Source organism: Pseudoprimorskyibacter insulae (assembly GCF_900302505.1).
Lineage (GTDB): Bacteria > Pseudomonadota > Alphaproteobacteria > Rhodobacterales > Rhodobacteraceae > Pseudoprimorskyibacter > Pseudoprimorskyibacter insulae.
This window is the reverse complement of record NZ_OMOJ01000004.1, coordinates 150,843-177,018: the sequence shown is the minus strand read 5'-3', so window position 1 is coordinate 177,018 and position 26,176 is coordinate 150,843. Positions and strand designations below refer to the sequence as shown.

Sequence of the window (26,176 nt, the reverse complement as noted above, 5' to 3'; positions counted from 1 at the left end):
CGCCAACAGGCGCCTGAACTTTTGGATAGGCTGTTGCGCGAATTTCCGCGCTTGCCCGCTTTTGCGGCGGGGGGCTTAGCGTTGGGTTTTACGCGCTTCCTGCCACGCACGCGGCGCCTTGAGGAAGGCTTTGACCTCGGTCAGGGTCTCTTCGCTGAAGGCGCCCATGGCGCGGGCTTCGGCCAGAACATCCCACCAGGTGCACAGGTAGTGCAGGTCAACCCCATGATCGCCAAGCGTCTTTTCCGTTTCCGGGAAAATGCCGTAGTAGAAGATCACCGCCGTGTGGCCACAGCTTGCGCCGGTTTCGCGGATCGCATCCACAAAGGACAGCTTGGATCCGCCATCGGTGGTCAGATCTTCGACCAGCAGAACGCGCTGGCCTTCGGTCATCGCGCCTTCGATTCGCGCGTTGCGGCCATAGCCCTTGGGCTTTTTGCGCACATAGGTCATCGGCAGGGCCATGCGTTCGGCCACCAGTGCGGCAAAGGGAATGCCCGCGGTTTCGCCGCCCGCGATGTTGTCAAAGGCTTCAAAGCCCGCGTTGCGCATCACCGTGACGGTCAGGAAATCCATCAGGGTCGAGCGGATGCGCGGAAAGCTGATCAGCTTGCGGCAGTCGATATAGGTCGCCGAAGGCAGACCCGAGGCCAGAATATAAGGCTCTTCGGGGCGGAAATTCACCGCGCCGATCTCCAGCAACATGCGCGCGGTCAGGCGGGCGATTTCTTCCTTTGAGGGATAGCTGGAGGGGATCATCGGCAGGGCTCCTTTAGGCGGTGTGGCGGTTTGGCTGGGCCATACGCCATTTTTAGCCTCGGGGGAAGGGAGCCGTCAGGATTGTTGCGCAGCCCGTGCCGCCGGGCCGTCCGGCAAGGCCGGACCGCCGCCGCGCGCCCTCGATGGGGGCGCGGCGGCGTCGTTGGTTACACCACGCGCCAGTGCAGCGGGAAGCCGGGCTGGAACACGGTGACTTCATCGTCACCCGCCGGGATCTTTGCGGGATAGTCCACTGGATCACCCTTTTGCAGCGTGATCGTGTCCCCATTGGCGGGTAGACCATAAAAGGCCGGACCATTGAGCGAGGCGAAGGCCTCCAGCTTATCCAGCTTGCCATCCTGCTCGAACACCTCGGCCAGCACCGACATGGTGTTGGTCGCGGTAAAGCACCCGGCGCAGCCGCAGGCGTGTTCCTTCAGGTGATCGGGATGCGGGGCGGAATCGGTGCCAAGGAAGAAGGTCGCTTCCCCCGACATGGCCGCCTCGCGCAGGGCAAGGCGATGCTCTTCGCGCTTGGCCACGGGCAGGCAGTAGTAATGCGGCTTGATGCCCCCAACCAGAATGTGGTTGCGGTTGATCACCAGATGGTGCGTCGTGATCGTCGCGCCCAGATTGGCACCGCCCGCACGGGCATAGTCCACGCCTTGGCTGGTGGTGATATGCTCCATAATCACCTTCAGGTCCGGCGTCGCCCGGCGGATCGGGTCCAGCACGCGGTCGATGAACACGGCCTCGCGGTCAAAAATGTCGATATCGCTGTCCACGACCTCGCCATGCACGCACAGGGGCAGGCCGATCTCGGCCATACGTTCCAGCACCGGGCGCACCTTGTCGAAATTCGTCACACCGCTGGCCGAGTTCGTGGTGGCCCCGGCGGGGTAGAGTTTCACCGCCGTGATGATGCCATCGGCCTTGGCCTTCGCCAGATCCTCGGCGTCGGTGTCCTCGGTCAGGTAGCAGGTCATCAGCGGCTGAAAGCCCGATCCTACGGGCAGCGCGGCCATGATACGCTCGCGATAGGCGGCGGCCTGCGCCCCCGTCACAACGGGCGGCACAAGGTTTGGCATAATGATCGCGCGGCCAAAATGGCGGGCGGTCTCGGGGGCAACGGCAGCCAGCATTGCGCCATCGCGCAGATGCAGGTGCCAATCGTCGGGGCGACGGATCGTGATCTGGCTGGTCATGGCGCAGGGATTACACCCAAGCGCGGCGCGGTGAAAGCGTCAATCCCGCGCTATTCGCCGCGCAGACGCTTTTCGGCAATGGCCAGGCGGCGGGCAAAATAGGGCGCGTCGCGGGTCGCGACCTGATTGCGGCACAGGCGTGCGGCCAGATCATAGCGTTCGCTGCGTTCCAGATGGGCCAGCAACCGGCGCAGATAGGGCACGTATTTGCGCCGCAGCCGCGCCAGCTTGGCAAAGCTGTGGGTGGTCAGGCGGTCATGGGCGGCGGCGTGCAGAATGTATGGCATGGCCTTTAGCGTGATAAGATCTTGGATCAGCATATCGCCCATGAAGGGCATCCGGTGCATTTTGACGTTTGGCCCGGCAAACAGGGCGGCGTGCATGGCGTCTTGGGGCACGCGCGGATCAAAGATCACATGGGCCGCAGCCGCGTCTTTGACCATCTCAGGTGCATAGCTGTAACGTCCCGAAAAATCGAGCCTGCGCATATCGCGGAACCGGTCGTCCCATCCTGTCAGGTCCGGCGATAAGGTGGCCTGCGGTTGGATCATCACCACCCGCGCACCGGGCAAAGCCGCGCTATAGGCCCCCGCCGCATAGCCGCCGGGGCCTGCGCCGAAAAAGATAACGCGTTTGAAATCTTGCAAAAATCCGTCTTCGCGCAGCTGGTCAAAGAAATCCTGAACAGACACATCGCGATACCACGTGTTGCCGGTGCACAGCACGGTCAGAACGCTCCAACCGGTTTCCTGCGCCACATCGAACGACAACGGGGTTGCCGATGGGCTGAGCGTTTGAATGCCGAATTCGGATTCAAAGCTGACCAGAAGCGTATCCCCCCGATCCAGAAACACGGCCGAGTGCCCCGGCCCAAGCGGTTCAAAGAACCCGTGTTCATTGCCAAGCGCGGCCACGGCATCACGCCAATCCCGACCGGGACGACCGGTCAGTTTGAAAGTGGCGGGGTCTTTGGTGGCAGACATTGGGCGCTCCGGCTGAGGGTAGGTTGATGGGTTATGATGGTCGGGGCGTTCGTTTTTTAGCCGGTATTTAAGCGAATTCAGGGCGAATCGAACGTGCCATGCGCCTTATGCGCATATCGAATCAGGAATTGGGCCGCTTTTGGCGACAATGGCCGCGATGGCGGGGCCATAACCAAGCGGCCAAACAGGGCGCGGTTCGGTTCCTCCATCATCAACTGGTCAAAGCGTTCGCGCCGCCATTCCACCGCGCGGGCATGCATATGTGAGAGTTGCGCATCGCCTGCCAATTCCGACCGGATCGCCGCCACCTGATCCTTCAGCGCCAGCACCGAGGTGTCTTCGTCGGTGTTGAAATTCCGCTCGACCCAGTAATCCATGCCAAGATCGTGTTCGTTGTGAACGGCGCGTCCACGATCGGCCTTCAGGATATAGCTTTCCATTGCACCAAGAGGGTAGTGGTTCAACTGCGCCAGTTTGTAGTTGTTGCGGCCGTAGTTGCTGAAGATCCGCTTGGTCTTGAAACTGTCGTCCAATTCATGGCCCATGCAATCAAACCAGCGGGCGTCGGACAGGCGCGCCTTGTCGGGGTTGCGCGGGCGGTGAACTCCAAGCCCGCCATAGACGCCATCATTGCGGTACAGGGTTTTGAACATGGCGCTGCGCCATGGCCAATGCATGATGACGGGGGCGGCGCGGGTGAATTGTTCGGTCATCGGCAGGTCGCGATACTGCGCCACGCCGCTGTTGCCAAACAGTCGCCACGTCAGGGTGACGGCGGTGGCGTCGGGCAGCGCCGCGATAAGCGCGGGCAGCGTATGATCGCCCACATGCACGTTGACAAATTCGTCGATGTCCAGCGGCAAGATCCAGTCGGCGCGCTTGACCTCCCGCATCTTGGCGGCGGCCTTTAGCGCGGTGAACTGGATGCCGCGTTTGTCGTAGGGGCCGTCATTGCGCACATGGGTCAGCCAGCCTTGATCGCCCAGATAATCAAGGATTTTGTCGGTGCCGTCCGAGCAGTCGTTTGAAAAGACAAGGAAATCCGTCACCCCGGCGGCGCGGTGATGCGCCAGCCAGTCCAGTAGGAACGCGCCTTCGTTTCGGACGCACAGAACGGCAAGGATTCGCATCACCACCCCTTAAGAAAGGTCACGACCTTCTTGTCGCTGGCACGGGGGAAGTAGGTCAAGCCCGCATCGGCCATGGTGTCAAAGATGGTTTGAACGCCGGTTTGCCCCAAAGCGGCGGTGTCCAGTTCGATAATCGCCAGACGCAGCGCGGTCAGGTCGGTGCCGATCAGAACCTTAGCCTCGGCCCCGGAAAGATCGCTGATCAGGGCAGTGGGGCGGGCGGTTTCCATCGCCTCAGCCAAGGTGGCGCGGGTCACCTGATGTTCGGCGAGGGGCGGCTCATCGCTGGCGTCCAGCGACGAATCCAGAAAATGGTCCCGTTCGTAAAACGGCACAGGATCACCAGCTTCGGCGGACAGAACTGCGTTATGCACCTGTGCCTGCACCACGCCATTGGCAACATGCACTTCGCGGATGTATCGAACCAGCTTGGGGTTTGCATCATAGCAATGGATGGATTGCACTTGCCGTTTGGTGGCCAGCAGAGTGGACAGAAAGCCGATGCCCGCGCCCAGTTCCAGCACTCGGTCGTCAGATCGGATGACCCGCAGCGCCGCTTCGGCCTTTTGATGGTCGTATGTTCCAAGCCGCAGCGCCTTGCGCGGACGACCCGTCAGAAACGGGGCCTTGGGAAAATACATCCCGCGGCTTTTGACAAACTCGACACCCATATCAATCGCATCCATGGCTTAACTCTCCACATCCAGCGCCAGCGCATAGGAGGCCCGTTCCGTGTCGGTCAGGCGCAATGCAACAGCTTGCTGATACAACTCTTCAAACTCGGGGGACTGATGCAATTCCTGGGCCTTGGCCTGATGCCAGGCGACGCCTTCGTCATGCAACCGGCGCAGGGTGTCATCGGCCAGAAGCCGGTCCAACTCGGCCCGCACGCGGGGGATGTTGCGGCGGATTGTGACATCGCGCGCTTCGTTCCAATCCATGCGGATCCAGTAATTCAGCCCAATCGACCGGTTCACATGCAGCGCCCGCCCGCGCTGACGCTTGACCAGAAAGCTATCGGCGCTGCGCAGGGCGTAGTGGTTCAGTTGCAGCAGGTCATAGCCGATCGACCGTTTCGAATTCCGCCAGCCGTTCTTGAGGGCCTCTTTGGTCATGTCCTGACCGGAGCCATTGACCCAGCGCACCTGATCGGCCTTGTCATCCTTCAACTGGTTCGGGCGGTGGCAGCTAAGTTTGCCATAGGCCCCGATGTTCCGCGTCATGGTCTTAAAGCCCCAGACGGTATGCGGCTTGGGGCAGTATTTCGGGGCGCATCTGTCGAATTGGTCGATGACCAGCTTGTCTTGCATCGCGGTGACGCCGCCATGGCCAAACAACCGCCATGTCATCGCGATATTGGTGGCGTCCGGCACGCGGTCCAGAAAGTCATCTAGGGTGCCATTGCCGCAGCGCACATTGATGTATTCATCCACGTCAATATGGATGATCCAGTCCGATTTGCGGATCACCGGGTCTTTGATCGCCTTGTTCAGCGCATATTGCTGCGGGGATTTCCCGGTCCAGCCTTCGTTGTCGCGGTGATGGACGATGCCCATCTGCTCTAGCCGTTTGAGCAACGGGTCGGTGGTGTCTTCACAGCCGTTGGTGAAGATCATGAAACTGTCGATGCCGATGCAGCGGTGATAGGCGATCCATTCAAGGATATAGGGGGCTTCGTTCTTCATGCAGCCGACAATCACCCGGCCTGTGCTGTCATTGCGCAGATCGCGCGGCGCGGCAGGGGAATAGGGCGGCTGGTCGGTTTCTTCGTCGGTGGTGCCAATGCGGTTGTGCGGGGCAAAGACCGATTTGCTGATGGATTCGAACTTCTGCCGGGCCAGCGGGGTGAATAGTTTTTCCGCCATAGGCGACAGGTTTTGCCCCGTGGGCACCGGCGCATCGGCGGCATCCAAGGCGGGGGCCTCATTCGCGGCTTTGTTGATACGATAGCGATAGGCGGCGACATATTGCGTGGGCCGGTAGCCGAACAGCGGATCGGCCTCGCGCCAATCGGGCAGGGGGGCGTCGGGGGTTAGGGCTGCATCTGTCAAGGCAGGATGGGCCTTGCGCAGATCGGCCAGCATGGGCGCGAACCGGGCGGATACCTTGTGGAGGCTGCCTGCCTCAGGCGCTGGGCCGTCCACCGCGATTTCGTTCAGCATCCGCCCCCATTGCAGGCGCGGCACGCTGATGCCGTCTTTGGCAATCAGGCGGAACAGGACCTCGTTGAACTGGCGAAACCGGGTCAGCGATGCAGCCGAGGCGGCTTGCGGCAAATCCTCGAAGTCGGCCTTGCCGATTTGGCCCGAAATGCCAAAGGCTTGTTCAATTTCGCGCGTCACGTCTGCGGAATGCATTTGCGCCATGTCCAGCGCCCGAAGCTGGGTCGCGCCCGCGCCAAACACCGCGTCCCATTCGGTCACCAGCCGCGCAAAATCCAGCCAGTGGCACGGCCCCTGAACATCGGGAAACACGCTATGGCGCGGGTTGGCCATCGGGCGTTTGGTCAGGCACTCATCCCACCAGCTTGCGGCCCCAAGCGACGACAGCTCCATCGCCAATGACCGCGCGCGCCCGTCCATCAATTGCAGCGCATAGCGGCGCAGTAGCATGCGGGCGGGATCTTCGACATGAGCGACGACGCTGATATCGGTGGACAGCGGCGCCAGCATGGACCGCAGCCGCGCAATCTCGGACCGGCGGGCCAGAAACGCGCCAAAGTGATGGGCCGACAGGATCAGCGTATCAGGCGAGGCCTGCGCAACTTCATCCGTCAGTTTGGTCATCACCTCTTCGGCCAAGGCGGCCTGTTTGTCAGGCGCCAGAAACCCGCGATTGAAGCGCAGCACATCGACATTGTCCGGGTCGGGCACCGCCATGAACAGGCGCGTGTGATTGCGGGCATTCGGGCTGCGGGCAAACAAGACCCCGCGTTGCAGCATCGCGCCGCGCTTGGCATCCATCACGGCCTGAAGGCGGCTTGAGGCCTCGGCGTCTGGCCCGATATGCAGGATGATCTTCATACGGTCGTCGGGGCCGTGTCAGGGTTGACGTTGGCCTTGCCCCACCACGCAATCGGCGCGCCGGTAAAGGCGGCCAACTGGTTCGGCGCATCGGGGGCTGCCACATCCAGCAACAGAAAGTTCGGATCGCCTGCGAACATCATTTCCAGAAACAGGTAATGCGCCGTGATCCAGCGCACCTGTTCATCGGTCGTGAACCCATAGCCCGGCGGTAGCCCCGGAATGTGCAGCTTTGGCACGCGCTGGGTGCCAAGATTGCGCCAGCGCATCATGCTATCTGATATCGCCTCAGGGTCGCGCCACGTGGCGACGAATTTCGTTTTGGGGTACAGCACGCGGATGGTTTGCAGCAGGCCAAAATCGGTTTGCGGCCATTGCGACAGGTGCCGTTGCAGAATGCTGATTTCTGCCAGCGCGTCAAAGCCCGCCAACCGCGCCAGCGGGTCACCGCGTTTGTAATAACCCTCGTAGAGTTCGGACGACACGGGGCTATCGGCCTCTTGGGTAAAGCGCGTGCTGCCTTTGCGCACCAGATGTTCGGCCACTTTCAACCCAGCGCTTTCGAGCGCCATATGCAGCGTGGTGGTGCCGGATTTCGGCAGTCCGAGGTTGATGATCCAGGGTTTGGTCATACGCGGCCTCCCAGGTGGTGTATCAGATCAAGCTCGCTTGGCGGCACAACGGGGGCCGCCTTCAGCTGCTCATACATGGCGCGGTAACTGTCCTGCGCCATCAATTCATCGCGTTTTGCCCGGTGCAGGCGAACACAGTCATCGTGCAAGGCCTTGATCTCGGGGTCGGATTTCAACTCATTCAAAGCCTGTGCCAAGCTGGGCAAATACCGCTGGATCGACCGATCCTCCCATGCCGGGTCATTGCGTTCACGCCAATAGCTGTCGTCAAAGGCGCGGTGTTCGCGGTTCACATCGCCGCGGTCGTTCTTGACCAGATAGCTGTCCAGCGACCGCAAGGCATAGTGGTTGAGCGTCGCATAGTCGCGCGCCCCTCGCGCCGGAAACTTGCGCACGCGGCGGCTGTTTTCGGCAATCAGAAACTTGTGCTGCACTGGGCGGCCCGACCCATCGGTCCAACTGGGACGTTTCCCATCGGGCAGGTTTTTGCGGAAAAAGGGCCGATGCGCGCCGTAGTATTGCAGCGGGAAATCCCGCCGGACCAAAGACTTCACCTCAATTGCCAATTCATGCGTCCACAGATCCGGGTTATGGCTGCGGGTGAATTGTTCGATCACCGGGCGGTCGGCAAACTCCAAGACGCCGCCATTGGCAAAGAATTGAAATGAGACGGAAATCGCATGCGGATCACCGCAGGCCGCAATCAACGCCGGGATCGTGTGATCGCCCACATGGATGTTCAGAAACTCATCCACATCGGCCACCCAGACCCAATCGGCCTGTTGCACAACCGGCTGATGCGCCGAATGTTTCAGCGCCTCCATCTGGTAATTGCGCCCCTCGGCGGGGTTGGGCAAATGCACCAGACCGCCGCGCGCCGCCAGTGCATCAAGCAAACGGTCCGTCCCGTCGCTGCAATCATTCGAATAGAACAGAAAATCGGTGACGCCGATCAGGCGATTGAAGGCAATCCACTCCAACAGGAACGGGCCTTCATTCTTTACGCATGTCACTGCGGTTACGCGCATGGACGTCCCGCCTGGCTTGTGTTCATTGGACCGCTCGTTGCCGTCATGGACTGGCCGGGTTCATCCCCGGTTATCGTGTAAAGCCGGAACAAACCGGCCGAAGTTGTGCCATTGGTGCCAAAGCATTGGGGAAATATTATGACGCCGCTTCGGCAATTGCACAACGTCGCCTCATGCGGGTGTGCGACCTTTGCGCTATTGACCCCCGCGCCATCGGCAGGCAGCAACAAGGCAGGAGGACCGCCCATGACCGAACTGCCGCAATCCATCGACGACGTGCAAACCCTGCTGGAAAAGACCGGCTATATCTGTAGCCGCGCGCTGGCCACCGTGGTGTTCTTGTCGTTGAAACTTGGCCGCCCAGTGTTCCTGGAAGGCGAGGCCGGGGTGGGCAAAACCGAAATCGCCAAAGCGCTGGCGATTGCGCTTGACCGTCGCTTGATCCGGTTGCAATGCTACGAAGGGCTTGACGCGTCAAGTGCGGTATATGAATGGAATTTTCCGGCACAGATGGTGGCGATCCGCACGGCGGAAGCCTCGGGCGGTGCCGACAGACAGACCCTTCAGGCAGAGTTGTTTTCTGACGAGTTCCTCGTTGAGCGCCCCTTGCTACAAGCAATGCGCCCCGACGAGCGGGGTGCGCCGATCCTGTTGATCGATGAACTTGACCGTACGGACGAACCGTTCGAAGCTTTCCTGCTCGAGGCGCTTTCGGACTTTCAGGTGACAATCCCTGAACTAGGTACGGTCAAGGCCCCTGAACCGCCGATCGTGATCCTGACGTCGAACCGCACGCGCGAAGTGCATGACGCGCTGAAACGCCGCTGCCTGTATCATTGGGTCGATTATCCCGGTTTCGAACGCGAATTGGAAATCCTGCACTCCCGCGCGCCAGAGGCCAGCGAATCCCTCAGCCGCGAGGTGATCGCCTTCGTTCAGCGCCTGCGCACCGAAGACCTGTTCAAAAAGCCGGGCGTGGCCGAAACCATCGATTGGGCCAAATGTCTGCTGGCACTGGATGTGATCGATCTTAGCCCCGAAGTGATCTCGGACACGCTGGGCGCGATCCTCAAATACCAGGACGACATCGCCCGCATTCACGGCTCTGAGGCCAAACGCCTGCTGGACGAAGCCAAGGCCGCGCTGGAGCCGATCTGATGCGCCGCCCCCTCCTTCATCTTTCCGGCAATACTCCGGGGGTGCGGGGGCAGCGCCCCCGCTGCGCGCCCGGCGCGCAGGGCTAGGCCATGCCCGAATACATCCCGCTTGACCTGCCCGACAATCCAAAGCTGGCGCATAACATCACCCATTTCGCCCGTGCCTTGCGCCGGGCGGGCCTGCCCATCGGGCCGGGGCGGGTGATTGATGCCATTCGCGCGGTCGAGGCGGCAGGCTTTACCGACAAATCCGATTTCTACTACGCCCTCCAGGCCTGTTTCGTGAACCGCCCCGAACATCGCGCAGTCTTTGGCCAGATCTTCCGGCTCTATTGGCGCGACCCGCGCTACATGGAACACATGATGAGCCTGATGCTGCCTGCGGTGCGCGGGGTTCAGGAAAACAAGGCCGCGCAGGCCGCGGAAAAACGCGCGGCCGAGGCGCTGCTCGACGGCAACCGCCCGGATATGCCCGACGCGGAAGAAAACCGCGAAGAAGAAGAGGGCACGCAGATCCAGATCGATGCCTCTTTCACCATGTCGAAAGAGGAAAAACTGCGTTCGCTGGATTTCGAACAGATGTCGACGGCAGAAATCGCCGAGGCCAAGCGCATGATTGCGCGGCTGACCTTACCCGTCAAACCCATCGCCTCGCGCCGGGGGATGGCCGCGCCTAAGGGCCGCCGGATGGATTGGCGCCGCACGATCCGGCAATCCATGCGCATGGGCGGCGAGGTGCGCACCATCGCCCGGATGAAGCCGCGCCCGCGTTGGCCCAATCTGATCGTGCTGTGCGATATCTCGGGCTCAATGTCGCAATACAGCCGCATGGTGCTGCATTTCCTGCATGCCGTTGCCAATGAAAAAGGGCAGGGCTGGGCCAAGGTCCATGCCTTCACATTTGGCACGCGCCTGACCAATATCACCCGCCATCTGGCCACCCGCGACGTGGACGCCGCGCTCAAGTCCGCTGGGGCAGAGGCGCAGGATTGGGAAGGCGGCACGCGCATTGGCAAATGTCTGCACGCGTTCAACCGCGACTGGTCGCGCCGGGTGATGGGGCAGGGCGCGGTTGTTCTGCTGATCACCGACGGGCTGGACCGGGACGACGCGCAAGAACTGGCCAAAGCCGTGGAACGGCTTCATCTGTCGTCGCGCAGGCTGATCTGGCTGAACCCCTTGCTGCGCTGGGATGGCTTTGCGCCCAAGGCCACGGGCATCAAGGCGATGCTGCCCCATGTCGACAGTTTCCGCGCCGGGCATTCGATCCGGTCGCTTGAAGATTTGGCCGAGGCGATCTCTCGTCCCGATGACATGGGCGAAAAAGACCGCCTGATGCGGATGATGTCGGAAGATCGCAAACAAGTTTGATCCAGATCATCCTGTGGTGCGTATCAATTTCGTATAAGGAACGTGACAGGTGCCGCACCCTCCTGAGGCACTGTCGCGCCGGGCCACGCGTCCTTGCGTCTCCACCCCGTGTGGCCCATCTCAGGCCCTGACGTTTTGGCGTCGGGGCCTTATTCTGTTTGGCGGTTTTGCCGGGCGGCCTACCCTTGTCTTCGACCTTCGCAGGGGCTTACATGACGCCGAAGCGTGATTAGGCTTTGGGCTGGGGAGGATACCGACATGGACCGTTTTGACGCAATTCCTGAAACCGCGCTGGCCTGGCACCGCGAAGGCAAAGGCGCTGTTCTGGCCACTGTGATTGAAACCTGGGGGTCGGCCCCGCGCCGGGTCGGATCGCAATTGGCCATCTCTGGGCAGGCTGAAATCGCGGGCTCTGTGTCGGGCGGCTGTGTCGAAGGCGCGGTGATTGTCGAAGCGCTAGAGGCGATTGAAGCCGGCGAAGCGCGCGAGCTTGAATTCGGTGTCTCCGATCAGGATGCTTTCGCCGTGGGTCTGGCTTGCGGCGGCACGATCCGCGTTTTGGTCGAACCCATTGGCTCGGTCTTGCCCGAGGCGATGCTGGCCGATCTGGTCGCCGCCCGCGCCGGGCGTGAGGCCGTGGCCTATGTGGCCGATCTGGACAGCGGCGCGCGTCAGTTGGTCCGCGACGGGTTTGAGGATCGCTTCCGCATGGATCGCTCTGGCTTTGAGGAAGACAGCCGCACCTTTGTGGCCATCCACAACCCGCCACTGCGGGTGATGATTGTGGGGGCCGTGCATATCGCGCAGGCCTTGGTGCCGATGGCGCGAATTGCGGGCTATGATCCGGTGATCATCGACCCGCGCGAAACCTTCGGGTCCGAGGCCCGCTTTCCCGGTGAAAAGATCCTGAACGACTGGCCTGATGAGGCGGTTGAGGCCGAGGGGCTGGATGGACGCAGTGCCTTGGTCCTGCTGACCCATGATCCCAAGCTGGACGATCCCGCGCTTGAGGTTGCCATGCGGTCTAAGTGTTTCTACATCGGGGCGCTCGGGTCGACCCGCACCCATGCCAAACGCGTCGCGCGGCTGGAAGAAAAAGGGTTTACCGCCGATCAGATCGCACGGATCTGCGGCCCCGTTGGCCTTGATATCGGCGCCTCTGGCCCGTCGGAAATCGCCGTAGCGATCTTGGCACAGATGACCCAAGTCCTGAGGAAAGGCGCATGATCTTTGGCGCGGTGCCGCTGGCCGAGGCCGAAGGGGCGATTCTGGCCCATTCCGAGGCGCTGACCAAAGGGCGGCTTCGCAAGGGCGTGGTTCTGGGCAAAGATGATCTGGCGCGGCTGGCCGAGGCTGGCATTGCTGAGGTGACCGTCGCGCGGCTGGAACCGGATGATGTACACGAAGATGCCGCCGCTGCCCGTCTGGCTGCGGCGCTATGCCCGGACCCCGGCGCGGTCGGGCTGACCTGCGGCGCGGCGACAACGGGCCGGGTGAACCTGCATTCGGCGGTTCAGGGGATTGCGGCGATTGATGCCGCCAAGATCCATGCGGTCAATAGCGTGCATCCGATGATTACCGTCGCCACGGTGCCGGAATGGCAGCGGCTTGGTCCGCGCGGCATGGTCGCGACGATCAAGATCATCGCCTATGCCGTGCCCAAGGCCGATCTGGATGAGGCCTGCCGCCGCGCGGAAAACGCAATTGCCATGCGCAGCGCGACGGTGCGCACGGCGGCCTTGGTGCAATCCGTGGCGGGCGATGACGATGGCGAAAAGGGGCGCAAGGCGCTGGCCGACCGGCTGGACCGTTTGGGCGTTTCGCTGATCTCAAATCAGGTGGTGCCCCACACCAGCGCGGATATGGCGGCGGCCTTGCAGGCCAGCGACGCCGATGCGGTATTCTTGCTGACCGGCAGCGCAACATCAGATCTGCGCGATACAGCGCCGCAAGCCCTGCGCGATGCGGGCGGGGTGGTTGAACATTACGGTATTCCGGTCGATCCCGGTAACTTGTTGTTCTACGGTCATCTTTTCGAAAAGCCGGTGATTGGCCTGCCGGGATGCGCCCGATCGCCCGCGTTGAATGGGGCGGATTGGGTGATGGAGCGGATGCTTTGCGGCGTGCCTGTGACTCCGCAGGACATCGCCGCGATGGGCGTGGGCGGGCTGCTGAAGGAAATCCCGGTGCGGGGGCGGCTGCGCGACGGCTGATCAGGGTTTGCGCGCGATAAAGTCGATCAGCGCCGAGGTGCCAGCATGGCCTGCGCCTTCATTCAACTCGGCCTCATATTCTTCGTTGGTCAGAATTTCGAAATTGGGGAAGGCCTCGGTCAAGATATCGGCGGTAAAAAGGTTCTCAAGGATCTTCGGCCCGCCGGTGCCATGGTCCAACTGTTTCGGTGTATAGCCATGCAGCGCCAGAATGCCGCCGGGGCGCAGGGCCTGCGCCATCATGCCAAACAATGTTTTGCGCTGTGCTGCGCCGACGAATTGGAAGAACACGCCCAGAACAACGTCATAGGCGTTTTGCGGCCAGTCCCAGCTAAACAGGTCGGCTTGTTCAAACTTGGGTGCAACCCCATAATCTGCGGCCAGTTTATTGGCCTTGGCCACGGCAGAGGGGGCAAATTCCACGCCAGTCACGTCAAAGCCTTGCCGGGCCAGCCAAACGCCATTGCGGCCTTCGCCTTCTGCGACGGACAGCAGTTTGGCCCCTTGAGGGAAAGACTTGCAATGGCGCGTTACAAATTGCGACGGGGCTGTGCCAAAGACATAGTCCTTGGTCTGAAACCGTTCTTCCCACATGGGGAGACCTTTCAATCAATCGCCTAGAAAAACAAAAGCGGCCCGGAGGCCGCTTCTTGGTGATGCTGGTTTGCCTTACTTGGCTACCGGCCCAATCATCATGACCATCTGGCGGCCTTCCATCTTGGGCATGTTTTCGATCTTGCCGATCTCTTTCACGTCCTCGGCGACCCGTTCCAGCAATTCGCGGCCCAGGTTCTGGTGTGCCATTTCGCGGCCCCGGAAACGCAAGGTCACTTTCACCTTGTCACCGTTTTCAAGGAATTTGAAAACGTTGCGCATTTTCACTTCATAGTCATGCGTATCGGTGTTGGGTCGAAACTTGACCTCTTTCACCTCGATGACTTTTTGCTTTTTGCGCGCTTCGGATTCGCGTTTCTGCTGTTCGTATTTGAACTTGCCGAAATCCATGATCTTGCACACGGGCGGCGTGGCGTTGGGCGAAATCTCGACGAGATCCAGACCGGCCTCTTCCGCGAGCTGCATCGCTTTTGCAGGGTGAACAACACCAACGTTTTCACCTTCCGCACCGATCAGGCGGATTTCGGGTGCGCGGATGCGTCCGTTGACGCGGGGGCCAGTGTCGCGCGGCGGAGGCGCGTTATGAGGTCTGCGGGCTATGGTTTCGATCCTTCATGCCAATTCGATTAAGGTGGCAAGGTAAACTTTGGGCGGGTTTCTTTCAAGCGGCAAATCCGCCATCAAATAATTGGTTTGTTCCCGGTTTTTCTGCTTTTCCCCCTTGTGTTCTGCAATGCAGCATACGACCTGTATTTCATATCAAAAGTGGGGCGCAGGGGGCGCCTTGCACAAATGAAAGGGAGACGAGGATGAAACCTGTCCTTGGTCTGATTGGCGCCGTGGCAATCGCTGTCGCGGGCTATTTCTGGTACACGAATGATCAGGCGGTCAAACAGGCCGCTGAAACCGCGCGGATTCAGGCTGAAGAAGCCGCCGAGGCGGCCAAGGTGGCGGCTGAAGAAGCGGCTGCCAAAGCCGAGGCCGAGGCCGCTGAGGCCGCACGCAAAGCCGAAGAAGAAGCTGCAAAGCTAGAGGCCGAAGCCGCTGCCGCTAAAACCGCTGCAGAGGAGGCCGCTGCGAAGGCCGCCGCTGAGGTTGAGGCCGCCGCTGCCGCCGCGAAAGCAGAAGCAGAGGCCGCTGCCGCCAAGGCTGCCGAGGTTGCGACTCAAGCAGCTGACGCTGTAACCGACGCCGCCAAGGATGCCGCCGATGCGGCTGCAAACCTTGTTCCGCAAGGTCAGGCCGTTGCCGATGACGCAGCGCAGGCCGTGGCCGATGCGGTCAAGGATGCGGTTGCCGATGTGACGGCTGGTGCAGATGCTGCTGCCGATGCGGCGGGCGCTGCCGCAGACACGGCGGCTGATTCCGTTGCCGCAACCCAAGAGGCCGCACCGGCCGCAGAAGCCGCAGTTGAGGCCGATGCCCCCGCAGCTGAAGCAACCGCCGAAGCCGCGACTGAAGCGCCTGTCGCAGAAGCACCTGCAGACGCGGCAGCCGAGGCACCGGCCACCGAGGCCCCTGCGGCTGAGACTGCCGCGCCCGCAGTCGACGCACCGGCCGCAGATGCAGCGCCCGCAGATGCAGCAACCGAAACGACTGCTGAGGCGCCGTCGATTTCGGATCTGCTGACTGTTGATGGGTTCGATTACGACAAGGTGCTGGCCTATGTGGAAGCGTCCGATCTGAACATGATCGCCAAGACCGCCGCCAAAACCTCGTTGGAGACTGTGCGGGACAATCCCGACGCGCTGCCGCAGGTTCTGGACGCGCTGCGCCAGCAACTGGGGATGTAAGGGGAGGGGGCGCTGCCCCCTCTGGCCTTCGGCCATTCACCCCCGGAGGATTTTCGGGAAAGATGAAAGCAAAAGAAAAAGGCGGCCCAGTGGGCCGCCTTTTGTTTGGTGTCGGGTGCGTTTAGTCGAGGAAGGCTTTTTCGACCACGTAATGCTGCGGGTCGGAATTTGCGCCTTCGACGAGGCCGTATTCTTCGAGCATTTCTTTCAGCTCAAGGTTAAAGGCCAGGTTTCCGCAGATCATCGCGCGGTCGGTTTCGGGGTGGATGACCGGCACGTCCAGATCGGCGAATGCCTCGCCCGAGCGCATCAGATCGGTGATGCGGCCCATCTTCGGGCTCTCTTCGCGGGTGGTGGTCGGGTAGTATTTGATCTTCTTCCAGAAGCCTTCGCCGATCACTTCGTTCAAAAGCTCGTCGGTTTTGAGGTTCTCGATCAACTCGGCCCCGTAGTGCAATTCGGCAGCTTCGCGGCAGGTGTGGGTGATGATGACCTCGTCGTAATCCTCGTAGGTCTGCGGTTCACGCAGCAGCGAGGCGAAGGGGGCAAAGCCGGTGCCAGTGGCAAAGAACCAGATGCGCTTGCCGGGCAGGAGGGCGTCATGCACCAGCGTGCCAACGGGTTTGGGACGCAGGATGATTTCATCGCCTGGCTGGATGTGTTGCAGTTTGGAGGTCAACGGGCCGTCTTGCACCTTGATCGAATAGAACTCCAATTCCTCATCCCACGACGGGGAGGCAATGGAATAGGCGCGCAGCAGCGGCTTTTGCTTGCCGGTTTTGGGATCGGGATCGCCCATCAGGCCGATCATCACAAATTCGCCCGAGCGGAAACGCAGCGAGGCGGGACGCGACACGCGGAACGAAAACAGACGGTCCGTCCAGTGTTTCACTTCGGTCACGGTCTGCGCATCGGGCAGGACCATTTGCTTGGGCTTATTGGCGGGGGCTGCGGCGGCTTGGGTCACGGGGGTCAACTCTGTCATATCTTGTTTGTCGGATGTGTTAAACCGACACCTTATATCTAGCTTTGATCTAGGTCAGACGCGAGGCGACTTAGCCGCGCATCCGGGCCTGATAGTCATTCTCTTGCCAGTTGGCGCGGAATTGCCACTGGTCGGCGGGCTGGCGTGCGGCCAATTCGTCCGAGATTTCCACCTCGTCAAAGCCGCTGCGGCGGGCCATCGCGTATTGGTCGGCGATCACGTGGCCCTTGGCGCGCAGGCGGCCCTTGTAGCCGTTCAGGCGCAGCAAGCGGGCCAGGGTGAAGCCGCGCCCGTCGGCGAAGCTGGGGAAATCGATGCGGATCATCTGGGCCGCGCCTGCGGCGTCCTTGATGGCATCAATCGAGGTATCCGAGGCCAGATCAAGAGCGCCTTCGCCCTCAAAGCCCGCGGTCCAATCATCGGACGCAAAGCCCGCGTCAGTCACGATCACGCTCATGCGGCGTCTCCTTGTCTTACGATGCGGCCATCGACGATATGGATGCCGCATTCCTCTTTCTCTTGGCCGCGCCAGCGCCCTGCGCGCGGATCTTCGCCCGGTTTGACCTTGGTGGTGCAGGGGGCGCATCCGATCGACGGATAGCCTTGCGCCACCAGCGGATGCTTGGGCAGGCGGTTTTCTTCCATATAGGCGCGCACGTCCTCAGGCGCCCAATGGGCCAGCGGGTTGACCTTGATGCGGCCGGTGTCTTCTTCGATCTCGAAGAATTCCAGCGCCGCACGGGTGCCCGATTGATAGCGTTTGCGGCCAGTGATCCAGCCGTCATACCCATCCAACGCCTGATTGAGCGGCTGGGTCTTGCGCAGATCGCAGCAGGCATCGGTGCTGCTGAACCGCAATGCGCCCATCGGGTCGTGCTGTTTGATGCTGGCCTCAGAGGCGCGGATCACCCGCACGTTCTTGAGGTGCAGCCGTTCGCTGATCTCTTGCTGATAGGCCAGAGTTTCAGGGAACAGCAGCATCGTGTCGATGAACAGCACCGGCGTGCGGTTGTCGACCATGGCCACAAGGTGCAGCAGGGCGACGGATTCCGCGCCAAAGCTGGACACCATGGCGATTTTGCCCGCCTCAGGATCACGCAACGCGCCTTCCAGAACGGCGGTGGCGCCATGATGGCGATACCGCGCATTCAGCGCAGCGACGCGCGCTACTTTGTCTGCTTGCGAGGCCGCGTCCGTGTTTGCGGCGCGGTCCTGCAAGGACGCATCATCATGCTGCATTGGCCCGAGCTTCCTTTTCCGGGTAAAGCGCGGCCTTGAACGGCGCGGCGCCAAGGCGCGTATAGGCTTGGGCGAAGGTTTCGTCCTTGCTGGTGCGGTGGTCAAGGTAGGCTTTGACCAGACGTTCGATGGCGGGCACGATTTCGGTGTAGCTGAAGCCGGGGCCTGCACGTTCGCCGATTTTCGCATCATCCGTTGCATCGCCACCAAGGGTGATCTGGTAGTTTTCCACGCCAGCGCGGTCGAGACCCAGAATGCCGATGTGGCCCACATGGTGATGCCCGCAGGCGTTGATGCAGCCCGAGATCTTGATCTTCAGATCGCCGATTTCGTGCTCCAGCTTCAGTTCGTCAAAGCGGACGGCGATTTGCTGGGCGATCGGGATCGACCGGGCGGTTGCCAATGCGCAGTAATCCATGCCGGGGCAGGCGATGATGTCCGACACAAGGCCGATGTTGGCGGTGTGCAGGTCAACGTCGCGCAGGGCGGCATAGATCGCGGGCAGGTCCGATTTATGGACATGCGGCAGGATCACGTTCTGTTCGTGGCTGATGCGCAATTCGTCGTGGCCATAGCGTTCGGCCAGATCGGCCATCACGCGCATCTGTTCGCTGGTTGCATCGCCCGGCGTGTCGCCGTGCTTTTTGATGCTGATCTGGACGATGGCATAGCCCGGTGCGCGGTGCTCGGCCAAGTTGGTGTCAGCCCAGCTGCGGAACAGAGGGTCGGCGTCATAGGCGGCGGCAAAGGCATCTTCCGGCGCGTTGCGGAACGCAGGCGGCTGGAACTGGGCTTTGATCTCGGCCAGCAGGGCCTGATCGACGCCGCTGAACTGCGGACGTATCAGGGCAAAGCGGTCGTCCACGAGGCGCTTGATTTCATCCAAGCCGTTCTCATGCACGGTGATCTTGATCCGCGCCTTATACTTGTTGTCACGGCGGCCCAGCAGGTTCCAAACCGAGACGATGGCTTCCAGATAGGGCAGCAGGTCGGCCTCGGGCAGGAAGTCATGGATGGTCTTGCCAATCATCGGGGTCCGGCCAAGGCCGCCGCCCACGATGATCTCATAGCCGATCTGGCCGTCACGCTCGACAATGCGGATGCCCACATCATGTGCGCGGGTCACGGCGCGGTCGATTTTGCCGCCTGCCACGGCAACCTTGAACTTGCGCGGCAGGAACTGGAATTCGGGGTGATCAGTCGACCACTGGCGGATCAACTCGGCCACAGGGCGCGGATCGGCCACTTCGTCGGCGGCAGCGCCTGCGAAATGGTCGGCGGTCACGTTGCGGATCGTGTTGCCGGAGGTCTGGATCGCGTGCATTTGCACATCGGCCAGCGCATCAAGGATATCCGGCACATCCGGCAGCTTGGGCCAGTTGTACTGAATGTTCTGGCGGGTGGTGAAGTGACCATAGCCCTTGTCGAACTTATCCGCGATCATCGCAAGCTGGCGCATCTGGCCGCTGTTCAGCGTGCCATAGGGAATGGCGACGCGCAGCATATAGGCGTGCAATTGCAAATACAGGCCGTTCATCAGGCGCAGCGGGCGGAACTCATCCTCGGTCAACGACCCATCAATCCGACGCTCGACCTGAGCGCGGAACTGGCGGTTGCGTTCGGCCACATAGGCCGCGTCAAAATCCGAATATTGATACATCAGACTGCCTCTGCCTGCTTGCCGTGGTTGTAGTTCGAGGGGCCGGTCTTGCGGAATTCCTCGCGGAAATGGGTGGTCTGTACGCCCTTGGGGCCAACGGTCACATCGGCCAGATAGGGGCCGACAACCTCAGACTGGCGGGATTCAACCTCGCCCAGACGGACGGCGGCGTAATCCTCGTCCATCAGCACTTCGGCCTCTTCAAGGCGGCGGGTCCAGCCACCATCATTGGCCAGATAGATGACATCGCCTTCCAGCAGGTGGTTGGCAGTGACGACTTTGGGGGTAAAAGCCTTGGGCATCAGGCAAACTCCTGTTGCAGAACGGTTTGAAGGGTGGGCTGTGCCTCGCGCGGGGCGAGACCATAGAGCGTCAGGGCAGGGCCGGTCAGTTCGGCCTCGGTCAGGGCGTCGGGCAGATCGGCCAGCGTGGTTGCCAGCACCCGCTGATCGGGGCGCGAGGCATTGGCCACAACGGTCACCGGCGTGTCAGCGGCAGCGCCGTGCATCAGCAACCGGCCCGAGATAAACCGCGCGGCCTTTTTGCCCATGTAGATCGCGGCAACTTCGCCGGGACGGGCCAGACTGCGCCAATCCTGATCGGCAAAGCCTTCCATGTCGTAGCCCGTCAGAAATCGCGCGGCCTTGTTGCGGCCCCGCTTGGTCAGCGATTGCCCGATTGAGGCCACAGCCGCAGACGCCGCCGTCAGGCCCGGCACGATGTCCCATGCAAGGCCCGCCGCGGTGCAGGCGTCGATTTCTTCGTCGAGGCGGCCAAAGACGGTCGGATCGCCGGACTTCAGACGCACCACGCGGTTGCCCGCGCGGACCTCGGCCAGAATATGGGCATTGATTTCGCTTTGCGGCATCGAGGGGCCGAAGCCGGTCTTGCCCGTATCCACCAGACGCGCCTGGCGACCGGCCAGCGACAGGATCTCATCCGAGATCAGGCGGTCATGCAGGATCACATCAGCGGTTTGCAGCGCCTTCAGGGCTTTGACCGTCAAAAGGTCAGGATCGCCGGGGCCTGCTCCCACAAACGACACATGGCCCACGGTGCCCATCGACCGCTCGGCGCCGAATTGATACTCTGCGGTGCTGGCCTCAGCCAAGCGGCTGGGTGCAACGGCCATCTGCCCAAACAGGCGCGACAGGCTGGATTGCAAGGTTTTCAACGGCTGGATCATGGTCCGGTCCTCTGGGGCAACTTGCCCTTAGATATAGAATTTTGTTCCTGTTTCTGACTAGATGATTGCGGAAACAAGGATGTTCGTTCTAAGGTGCGCGCCAAGGCGGGACGATAGCCTGCAAACCCCCATATTCGGAGAACCGTCGTGCGGATCGATGACACAGACAGGAAAATTCTTGCGGCCCTGCAAGAGGACGCCAGCCGTTCACTGGACGAAATCGCCAAGGCTGTCAGCAGTTCCAAGACCCCGGTCTGGAATCGTATCCGCAAAATGCGCGACGCCGGGATCATCGGCCGGCAGACAGTTGAACTGGATGCCGAGGCGCTGGGGTTTGAGGCTTGTTTCTTTGTTTTGATCCGCACCAGCGAACATGAGGCCGAGTGGCAGGCGAAGTTCCTGCAAGCGCTGAAAGACCGCCCCGAAGTGCAAGAGGCGCACCGGCTGGCGGGGGATATCGACTATATCCTGAAAGTGCGGGTAAAAAACGCCCGCGCCTATGATGCCTTTTATCAGGCGCTGATATCCGAGGTGCGGGTGCACAACGTCACGGCGCTTTTGTCGATGCAAGAGATCAAATCCACCTCGGCGCTGCCACTGTAAGCGTGATCCAATTGTGCGCTTCCGCGCGCTCTATGCTGCGAAGGGCGGCGTGATGCGTTTACCTGAACTTCGGCGCTGCGTTGCGCGACCGCAAGCGTATTTGCCAAAGAGAAGAAGCAGGGGACGGTCCTGTTCTTCTTCTCTTTCATAAATACGCAAAATATCCGGTCTTTGACGCCAGCGCGTCATGCGTCATTGGACAGCATCAGCCGTTCCAACCCGTGGAAATGGTAGAGATTGGCGTAGCGCGGCGGTTCGACGATGCGCAGGTTTGGTAGGCGTTCAAACAGGATCGGCAAGGCGATTTGCAGCTCTAGCCGGGCCAGCGGTGCGCCGACGCAGAAATGGATGCCGCCGCCAAAGGCAGTATGGGCGGGCATGGCGCGGGTTGGGTCAAACCTGTGCGGATCTGGGTAAACGCTGGGGTCACGGTTCGCGGCGCCAAGCAGCAGCGCCACTTGATCGCCGCGTTTCAAGCTGTGGCCGTGCAACGTGACGTCTGCGTAGGCGTAGCGGGTGAACATATGCAGCGGCGGATCAAAGCGCATGATTTCTTCAGCCACCGCAGATGCGTTGTCTTGCGTCACGGTTTGACCCGCCTCTAGCAGCGCCTTGATCCCGTTGCCAATTGTGTGAACCGTTGCTTCATGCCCGGCGTTCAGCAGCAGGATGCAGGTGGTGATCAACTCATCCGCGTTGAGGCGCTGGCCGTCCTCCTCGGCGGCGATCAGGTGTGAGATCAGATCGTCCTGCGGGGCGTTGCGGCGGGTGGCGACATAGCCGCGAAGAAATTCCGAGAAGTCAGAGGCAGCCTGCGCGGCGGCCAGTTCCAGCGCTGTGTCGCGCCGGGCTTGGTAGACGGCGACCATGGCGTTGGACCATTGCAGCAGCTGCGGGGCCATCGCTTCGGGCACGCCAAGCAGGCGCGCGATGATGATCACCGGCAGATGCTGGGCAAATTGCGCCAGCGCATCGAATGGGCCATCGGGCAGCGCGTCGATCAGCTGATGGCTGAGGGTGCTGATTTCAGGAGCAAGGGCGGCGATCCGGCGGCTGGTGAAGGCGCGCAGAACCAATCCGCGAAGGCGGGTGTGGCGCGGCGGTTCCAGTTCCAGCATCGAATGCGCCTCAACCGCGTAGAACGGGGCCAGATGCGCGGGATGCGGTTTGGCCAGTTCGGGCGGCACTTCGCGGCCAAAGCGTTTGTCGCGGAACAGCGCCTGTACGGTGGCGTGATCGGTGGCGCAGGGCATGGCGTAATCGTCCCACCACACCATCGGCCCCATGGCACGCATGCGGTCATAGGCGGGGTAGGGGGAGTGAACGAAATCGGGATCGGTGGGCGATTGAGAAAAGCGCTGCATGGGGTATTGCTGCGCTCTGGGGCTGGCATTTGCAAGCCTTGCCTTGGTATGGAAAGACATGAGCCGTCTTCGACTGAACAGAACATTGCTGGTGGCCGGGTTTCTAAGCGCTGTTGCGGTGCTGAGTGCCGGGGTCTGGAGCTATGGCTATCGGCAAGCGCTTGAACCCGTCGCCGCGCGCGGAGAGGCCGACCTTGCGCTGGCCTCGGACCGGTTGGTGACGCAATTGGAGCGGTATCGGGAAACCGCCGTTTTGATGGCCGAACATCCGGTTCTGTCCGCCCTGCATGACGGGGTTGAGGGCGAGGCGGCGGTTTTGCTCTTGCTTCAGGCGGTCGATAAAACGGCTGCCTTGACGGCCTTTTACACCGATACCGCTGGCCGGGTTCTGGCCGCGTCGCATAAGGATGCCACGCCGACTGATCTGACCACATCGCCCTATTTCCGGCGTGCACTGCATGGGGCGCTTGGGGCAGGCCATGGGTGGAACGTGGAATTTTCCCGCAGGTCTTATTCCTTTGCCGCACCCAGCTTTGGCCCTGATGACCGGGTGCGGGGCGTTTTGGTGGTCGTCGTCGATCTGGACAATCTGGAACAGGATTGGCGCGGGTCGCGGCCTGCGGTGTTCTTCACCGATGCCTCGGGGCAGATCTATGTCACCAACCGGTCAGAACTGCTGTTTTGGCAACATGCGCCGGGCGGGTTGATTGCGCCGGACGGGCGGGATGTGCCGATTAATGAACAGATCGTGGCGGGGAACCGGCTTTGGGTTCAAAGCCTGAGTCCCTATGTGCCGCGCCGCGCCCTGCATCTGGTCAAGCCGCTGCCGGTGATCGGCATGCAGGGGGAGGCGCTGGTGGACACTGCGCCTGCCCGGCGGTTGGCTTTTTTGCAGGCGGCGGTGGTGGCCGCGCTTTGCCTGAGTTTTGGCGCGGTGCTGTTTGTTGTGCTGGAACGTCGGCGCACCTTGGCGTTGGCCAATTCGGTGCTTGAGGTGCGGGTGCAGGAACGGACCAAGGAACTGAGCGAAATCAACACTGAACTGCGCCGCGAAGTGATGGAACGCCAAGAGGCCGAGGCCGCGCTGAAACGGGCACAGGCGGATCTGGTGCAGGCGGGCAAGCTGTCGGCGCTGGGACAGATGAGTGCCGGGATCAGCCATGAATTGAACCAGCCGCTGATGGCCATTCGCCAATTTGCCGAAAATGGCGAGGCGTTTCTGGCCAAGGGGCGCGAGGATGTGGCCGGGGACAATCTGCGGCGCATTTCGCAATTGGCGGCGCGGGCGGCGCGGATCATCAAGAACCTGCGGTCCTTTGCCCGCAACGAAAGCGAGCCGATGGGCAAGGTCGATCTTGTTGAGGTTATAGGGGCGGCGGTGGAACTGACCGAGGCGCGGCTCCGGGCCGAAGGGGTGACTCTGGATTGGCAGCCGGATCGGGCCAACGGCCCGGTCTATGCCTTGGGCGGGGAAGTTCGCCTAAGCCAAGTGTTTGTAAACCTGATCAATAACGCCGCTGATGCAATGGTTGGCCGGGCAGGCAAGCGCATTGCGATCACGCTTCAGACCGACCCGCGCCTGAGCGTGACCGTCAGCGACACAGGGCCGGGGATCGCCGACCCGGAACGGATTTTTGAGCCGTTCTATTCGACAAAACAGGTGTCGGGCGATGGCATGGGGCTGGGCCTGTCGATTTCTTACGGTCTGGTCCAAAGCTTTGGCGGCATAATCAAGGGCGCGAACCTGCCCGAAGGCGGGGCTTGTTTCACGGTTGAATTGGAGGCGTGGCGCGATGATGTGGCTGCGTGATCCTGTCCGACGCTCGCCGTCCCCGCGGGCGCGGGGCCAGCATCGCCCCGCCCACCATCCCGCAGCGCGTTTGAAAAGGAGGCCGGAATGATCCTGAAACGGGTGCTTGTGGTGGATGATGATCTGGCGGTGCGCGAAGCCATGCGCCAGACCTTGGAATTGGCCGAATATGAACCGATCACCGCCGGGTCTTTTGTCGAAGCCAAGGACATGATCGGGCCGGGCTTTGACGGGGTGATCGTGTCGGACATTCGCATGCCGGGACGGGACGGGTTCTTTTTGCTGGACTATGCCCATGGGCGCGACCCGGATCTGCCGGTGATCCTACTGACCGGTGAAGGCGATATCCCGATGGCGGTGCGGGCGATGTCTGCCGGGGCGTTTGATTTTCTGGAAAAACCCTGCGCGGCCAGCGATTTGACCACCGTTATTGATCGCGCGTTGAAGACCCGTGCCTTGGTTCTGGAGAACCGCGCGCTGAAGGCCCAGTTGGAAACCGGCGATCCGGCGGCGCGGCTGTTGTTTGGCAAATCGCGCCTGTCGGACGGCTTGCGCGACCGGGTGCGCGCGGCGGCGCGGGCCGGGACGGATGTCTTGGTGACCGGCGCGCCGGGGACGGGGATTTCCAAGGTGGCCGAGGTGATCCACATGTGTTCGCCCGCCGCCAAGGCCCCGTTCGAAAAACGCGCGGCATCGGCGCTTGATCGGTCGGCGGTCAATCAGGTGGTGCAGGCGGCAGAGGGCGGGACGCTGTTTCTGGACGATATCGGCAGTTTGCAGACCGATGCACAGATTGCCTTGGTCGATGCGCTGGATGCTGGCACGGTTCGGCTGATTGCGGGCAGCACGCAGGATCTGTCGAAGGCGGTGGATGATGGGCGGCTGTTGGCCGATCTGTACTACCGGATTGAGGTGATGGTGGTGCGCATCCCATCCTTGGCCGAACGGCCCGAGGATATCCCGGTGCTGTTTCGCCATTACGTGGCACAGGCTTGCGAACAGGCCGGTCTGACCGCGCCCGAGGTTACGCCGGATATCCTGTCGGACCTTATGGCGCGGGATTGGCCGGGAAACACGCGCGCATTGATGAGCGCGGCGATGCGTTTCGCGCTGGGTCTGCCCGAGGCAGAAGCGCAGGAAAGCGGGCTGGGTTTGGCCGAGCAGATGGCGCAGGTCGAACGGTCGCTATTGGCCGAGGCGCTGCGCAGGGCGGGTGGGCAGGCCAGCGCGGCTGCGGTGGCGCTAAAGCTGCCGCGCAAGACCTTCTACGACAAGCTGGCCAAATATGGCCTAAAGCCCGAGGCCTTCCGCGCCTGACCGAATTGGATCGGGTGGCCGATCTAGGCTACCCATTGAAGCAAATTCTGCGCATTTGCTTTGAACGGTTTGGATTCAGGGCTTTGGCGGGTCCGAAGGGGAT

The 26,176-nt window shown here is 61.6% G+C and carries 25 protein-coding genes; 8 read left to right on the top strand and 17 right to left on the bottom strand.

Features of this window, described 5'->3' with window-relative positions; translation table 11 throughout:
- Positions 1-75: 75 nt before the first annotated feature.
- From PRI8871_RS11455 to PRI8871_RS11420, 8 genes are all read right to left on the bottom strand, one after another.
- Entirely contained in the window at positions 76-759 is a 684-nt protein-coding gene (locus PRI8871_RS11455; RefSeq protein WP_108886356.1) for an orotate phosphoribosyltransferase, read from the bottom strand.
- A 167-nt stretch (positions 760-926) separates the two neighbouring features.
- Positions 927-1,964, bottom strand: a complete 1,038-nt coding sequence (gene pyrC / locus PRI8871_RS11450; protein ID WP_108886355.1) for a dihydroorotase — start codon at positions 1,962-1,964, stop codon at positions 927-929.
- Between the two features lie 50 nt (positions 1,965-2,014).
- Positions 2,015-2,947: a phosphoadenosine phosphosulfate reductase gene (locus tag PRI8871_RS11445; protein ID WP_108886354.1), complete on the bottom strand. Its 933-nt coding sequence runs from the start codon at positions 2,945-2,947 to the stop codon at positions 2,015-2,017.
- 77 nt (positions 2,948-3,024) lie between these two features.
- Entirely contained in the window at positions 3,025-4,077 is a 1,053-nt protein-coding gene (locus PRI8871_RS11440) for a glycosyltransferase family 2 protein (RefSeq protein WP_108886353.1), read from the bottom strand.
- Positions 4,077-4,763, bottom strand: coding sequence for an FkbM family methyltransferase (locus PRI8871_RS11435; protein WP_245897841.1), 687 nt, complete (start codon positions 4,761-4,763; stop codon positions 4,077-4,079). The genes PRI8871_RS11440 and PRI8871_RS11435 overlap by 1 nt, the downstream gene beginning before the upstream one ends.
- 3 nt (positions 4,764-4,766) lie before the next feature.
- On the bottom strand, positions 4,767-7,100 hold the full coding sequence (locus PRI8871_RS11430; RefSeq protein WP_108886352.1) for a glycosyltransferase family 2 protein: 2,334 nt from the start codon (positions 7,098-7,100) through the stop codon (positions 4,767-4,769).
- Positions 7,097-7,732, bottom strand: coding sequence for a sulfotransferase (locus PRI8871_RS11425; protein ID WP_108886351.1), 636 nt, complete (start codon positions 7,730-7,732; stop codon positions 7,097-7,099). The genes PRI8871_RS11430 and PRI8871_RS11425 overlap by 4 nt, the downstream gene beginning before the upstream one ends.
- On the bottom strand, positions 7,729-8,760 hold the full coding sequence (locus PRI8871_RS11420) for a glycosyltransferase family 2 protein (protein WP_108886350.1): 1,032 nt from the start codon (positions 8,758-8,760) through the stop codon (positions 7,729-7,731). The genes PRI8871_RS11425 and PRI8871_RS11420 overlap by 4 nt, the downstream gene beginning before the upstream one ends.
- A gap of 246 nt (positions 8,761-9,006) precedes the next feature.
- On the opposite strand from PRI8871_RS11420, the gene PRI8871_RS11415 reads away from it, so the two are divergent.
- The 4 genes from PRI8871_RS11415 to PRI8871_RS11400 all read left to right on the top strand — a co-directional run bounded on the left by PRI8871_RS11415 (position 9,007) and on the right by PRI8871_RS11400 (position 13,501).
- Positions 9,007-9,918 (top strand): AAA family ATPase, encoded by a 912-nt coding sequence (locus PRI8871_RS11415; protein WP_108886349.1) that lies wholly within the window; start codon positions 9,007-9,009, stop codon positions 9,916-9,918.
- An 89-nt stretch (positions 9,919-10,007) separates the two neighbouring features.
- Complete coding sequence (locus tag PRI8871_RS11410; RefSeq protein WP_108886348.1) at positions 10,008-11,288, top strand: vWA domain-containing protein; 1,281 nt, start codon at positions 10,008-10,010, stop codon at positions 11,286-11,288.
- A 258-nt stretch (positions 11,289-11,546) separates the two neighbouring features.
- A complete protein-coding gene (locus PRI8871_RS11405; protein ID WP_108886347.1) occupies positions 11,547-12,515 on the top strand; it encodes an XdhC family protein in 969 nt (322 codons plus the stop codon).
- Positions 12,512-13,501: a molybdopterin-binding protein gene (locus PRI8871_RS11400; RefSeq protein ID WP_108886346.1), complete on the top strand. Its 990-nt coding sequence runs from the start codon at positions 12,512-12,514 to the stop codon at positions 13,499-13,501. The genes PRI8871_RS11405 and PRI8871_RS11400 overlap by 4 nt, the downstream gene beginning before the upstream one ends.
- Here the strand turns inward: PRI8871_RS11400 and PRI8871_RS11395 are convergent, their stop codons facing one another.
- A complete protein-coding gene (locus PRI8871_RS11395) occupies positions 13,502-14,110 on the bottom strand; it encodes an SAM-dependent methyltransferase (RefSeq protein ID WP_245897840.1) in 609 nt (202 codons plus the stop codon).
- Between the two features lie 60 nt (positions 14,111-14,170).
- The gene (gene infC / locus PRI8871_RS11390; RefSeq protein ID WP_442439590.1) at positions 14,171-14,629 is read right to left on the bottom strand and encodes a translation initiation factor IF-3; all 459 of its coding nucleotides are present in this window, start codon (positions 14,627-14,629) and stop codon (positions 14,171-14,173) included.
- A gap of 296 nt (positions 14,630-14,925) precedes the next feature.
- Here infC and PRI8871_RS11385 point away from each other — a divergent pair, with 296 nt between their 5' ends.
- Positions 14,926-15,909: a hypothetical protein gene (locus tag PRI8871_RS11385; RefSeq protein ID WP_108886343.1), complete on the top strand. Its 984-nt coding sequence runs from the start codon at positions 14,926-14,928 to the stop codon at positions 15,907-15,909.
- Between the two features lie 121 nt (positions 15,910-16,030).
- Here the strand turns inward: PRI8871_RS11385 and PRI8871_RS11380 are convergent, their stop codons facing one another.
- The 6 genes from PRI8871_RS11380 to cobA all read right to left on the bottom strand — a co-directional run bounded on the left by PRI8871_RS11380 (position 16,031) and on the right by cobA (position 20,979).
- Positions 16,031-16,894 carry a ferredoxin--NADP reductase gene (locus PRI8871_RS11380; RefSeq protein WP_108886342.1) on the bottom strand — a complete coding sequence of 288 codons (864 nt, stop codon included), beginning with the start codon at positions 16,892-16,894 and terminating at the stop codon, positions 16,031-16,033.
- A gap of 70 nt (positions 16,895-16,964) precedes the next feature.
- Positions 16,965-17,351: a DUF934 domain-containing protein gene (locus PRI8871_RS11375; protein ID WP_108886341.1), complete on the bottom strand. Its 387-nt coding sequence runs from the start codon at positions 17,349-17,351 to the stop codon at positions 16,965-16,967.
- Positions 17,348-18,133, bottom strand: a complete 786-nt coding sequence (locus tag PRI8871_RS11370; protein WP_108886340.1) for a phosphoadenylyl-sulfate reductase — start codon at positions 18,131-18,133, stop codon at positions 17,348-17,350. Before PRI8871_RS11370 ends, PRI8871_RS11375 begins: the two co-directional genes overlap by 4 nt.
- Complete coding sequence (locus PRI8871_RS11365; protein WP_108886339.1) at positions 18,123-19,793, bottom strand: nitrite/sulfite reductase; 1,671 nt, start codon at positions 19,791-19,793, stop codon at positions 18,123-18,125. The genes PRI8871_RS11370 and PRI8871_RS11365 overlap by 11 nt, the downstream gene beginning before the upstream one ends.
- Positions 19,793-20,095 (bottom strand): DUF2849 domain-containing protein, encoded by a 303-nt coding sequence (locus PRI8871_RS11360; RefSeq protein WP_108886338.1) that lies wholly within the window; start codon positions 20,093-20,095, stop codon positions 19,793-19,795. The genes PRI8871_RS11365 and PRI8871_RS11360 overlap by 1 nt, the downstream gene beginning before the upstream one ends.
- A complete protein-coding gene (gene cobA / locus PRI8871_RS11355) occupies positions 20,095-20,979 on the bottom strand; it encodes a uroporphyrinogen-III C-methyltransferase (RefSeq protein WP_108886337.1) in 885 nt (294 codons plus the stop codon). Before cobA ends, PRI8871_RS11360 begins: the two co-directional genes overlap by 1 nt.
- Positions 20,980-21,126: 147 nt before the next feature.
- Here cobA and PRI8871_RS11350 point away from each other — a divergent pair, with 147 nt between their 5' ends.
- Positions 21,127-21,582 carry an Lrp/AsnC family transcriptional regulator gene (locus PRI8871_RS11350; protein ID WP_108886336.1) on the top strand — a complete coding sequence of 152 codons (456 nt, stop codon included), beginning with the start codon at positions 21,127-21,129 and terminating at the stop codon, positions 21,580-21,582.
- A 185-nt stretch (positions 21,583-21,767) separates the two neighbouring features.
- Here the strand turns inward: PRI8871_RS11350 and PRI8871_RS11345 are convergent, their stop codons facing one another.
- On the bottom strand, positions 21,768-22,946 hold the full coding sequence (locus PRI8871_RS11345) for a cytochrome P450 (protein ID WP_108886335.1): 1,179 nt from the start codon (positions 22,944-22,946) through the stop codon (positions 21,768-21,770).
- Between the two features lie 58 nt (positions 22,947-23,004).
- Between PRI8871_RS11345 and PRI8871_RS11340 the strand changes: the two genes are divergently transcribed.
- On the top strand, positions 23,005-24,756 hold the full coding sequence (locus PRI8871_RS11340; protein WP_108886511.1) for a sensor histidine kinase: 1,752 nt from the start codon (positions 23,005-23,007) through the stop codon (positions 24,754-24,756).
- Positions 24,757-24,843: 87 nt separating this feature from the next.
- The gene (locus tag PRI8871_RS11335) at positions 24,844-26,073 is read left to right on the top strand and encodes a sigma-54-dependent transcriptional regulator (RefSeq protein WP_370742011.1); all 1,230 of its coding nucleotides are present in this window, start codon (positions 24,844-24,846) and stop codon (positions 26,071-26,073) included.
- The last annotated feature ends 103 nt before the right edge of the window (positions 26,074-26,176 follow it).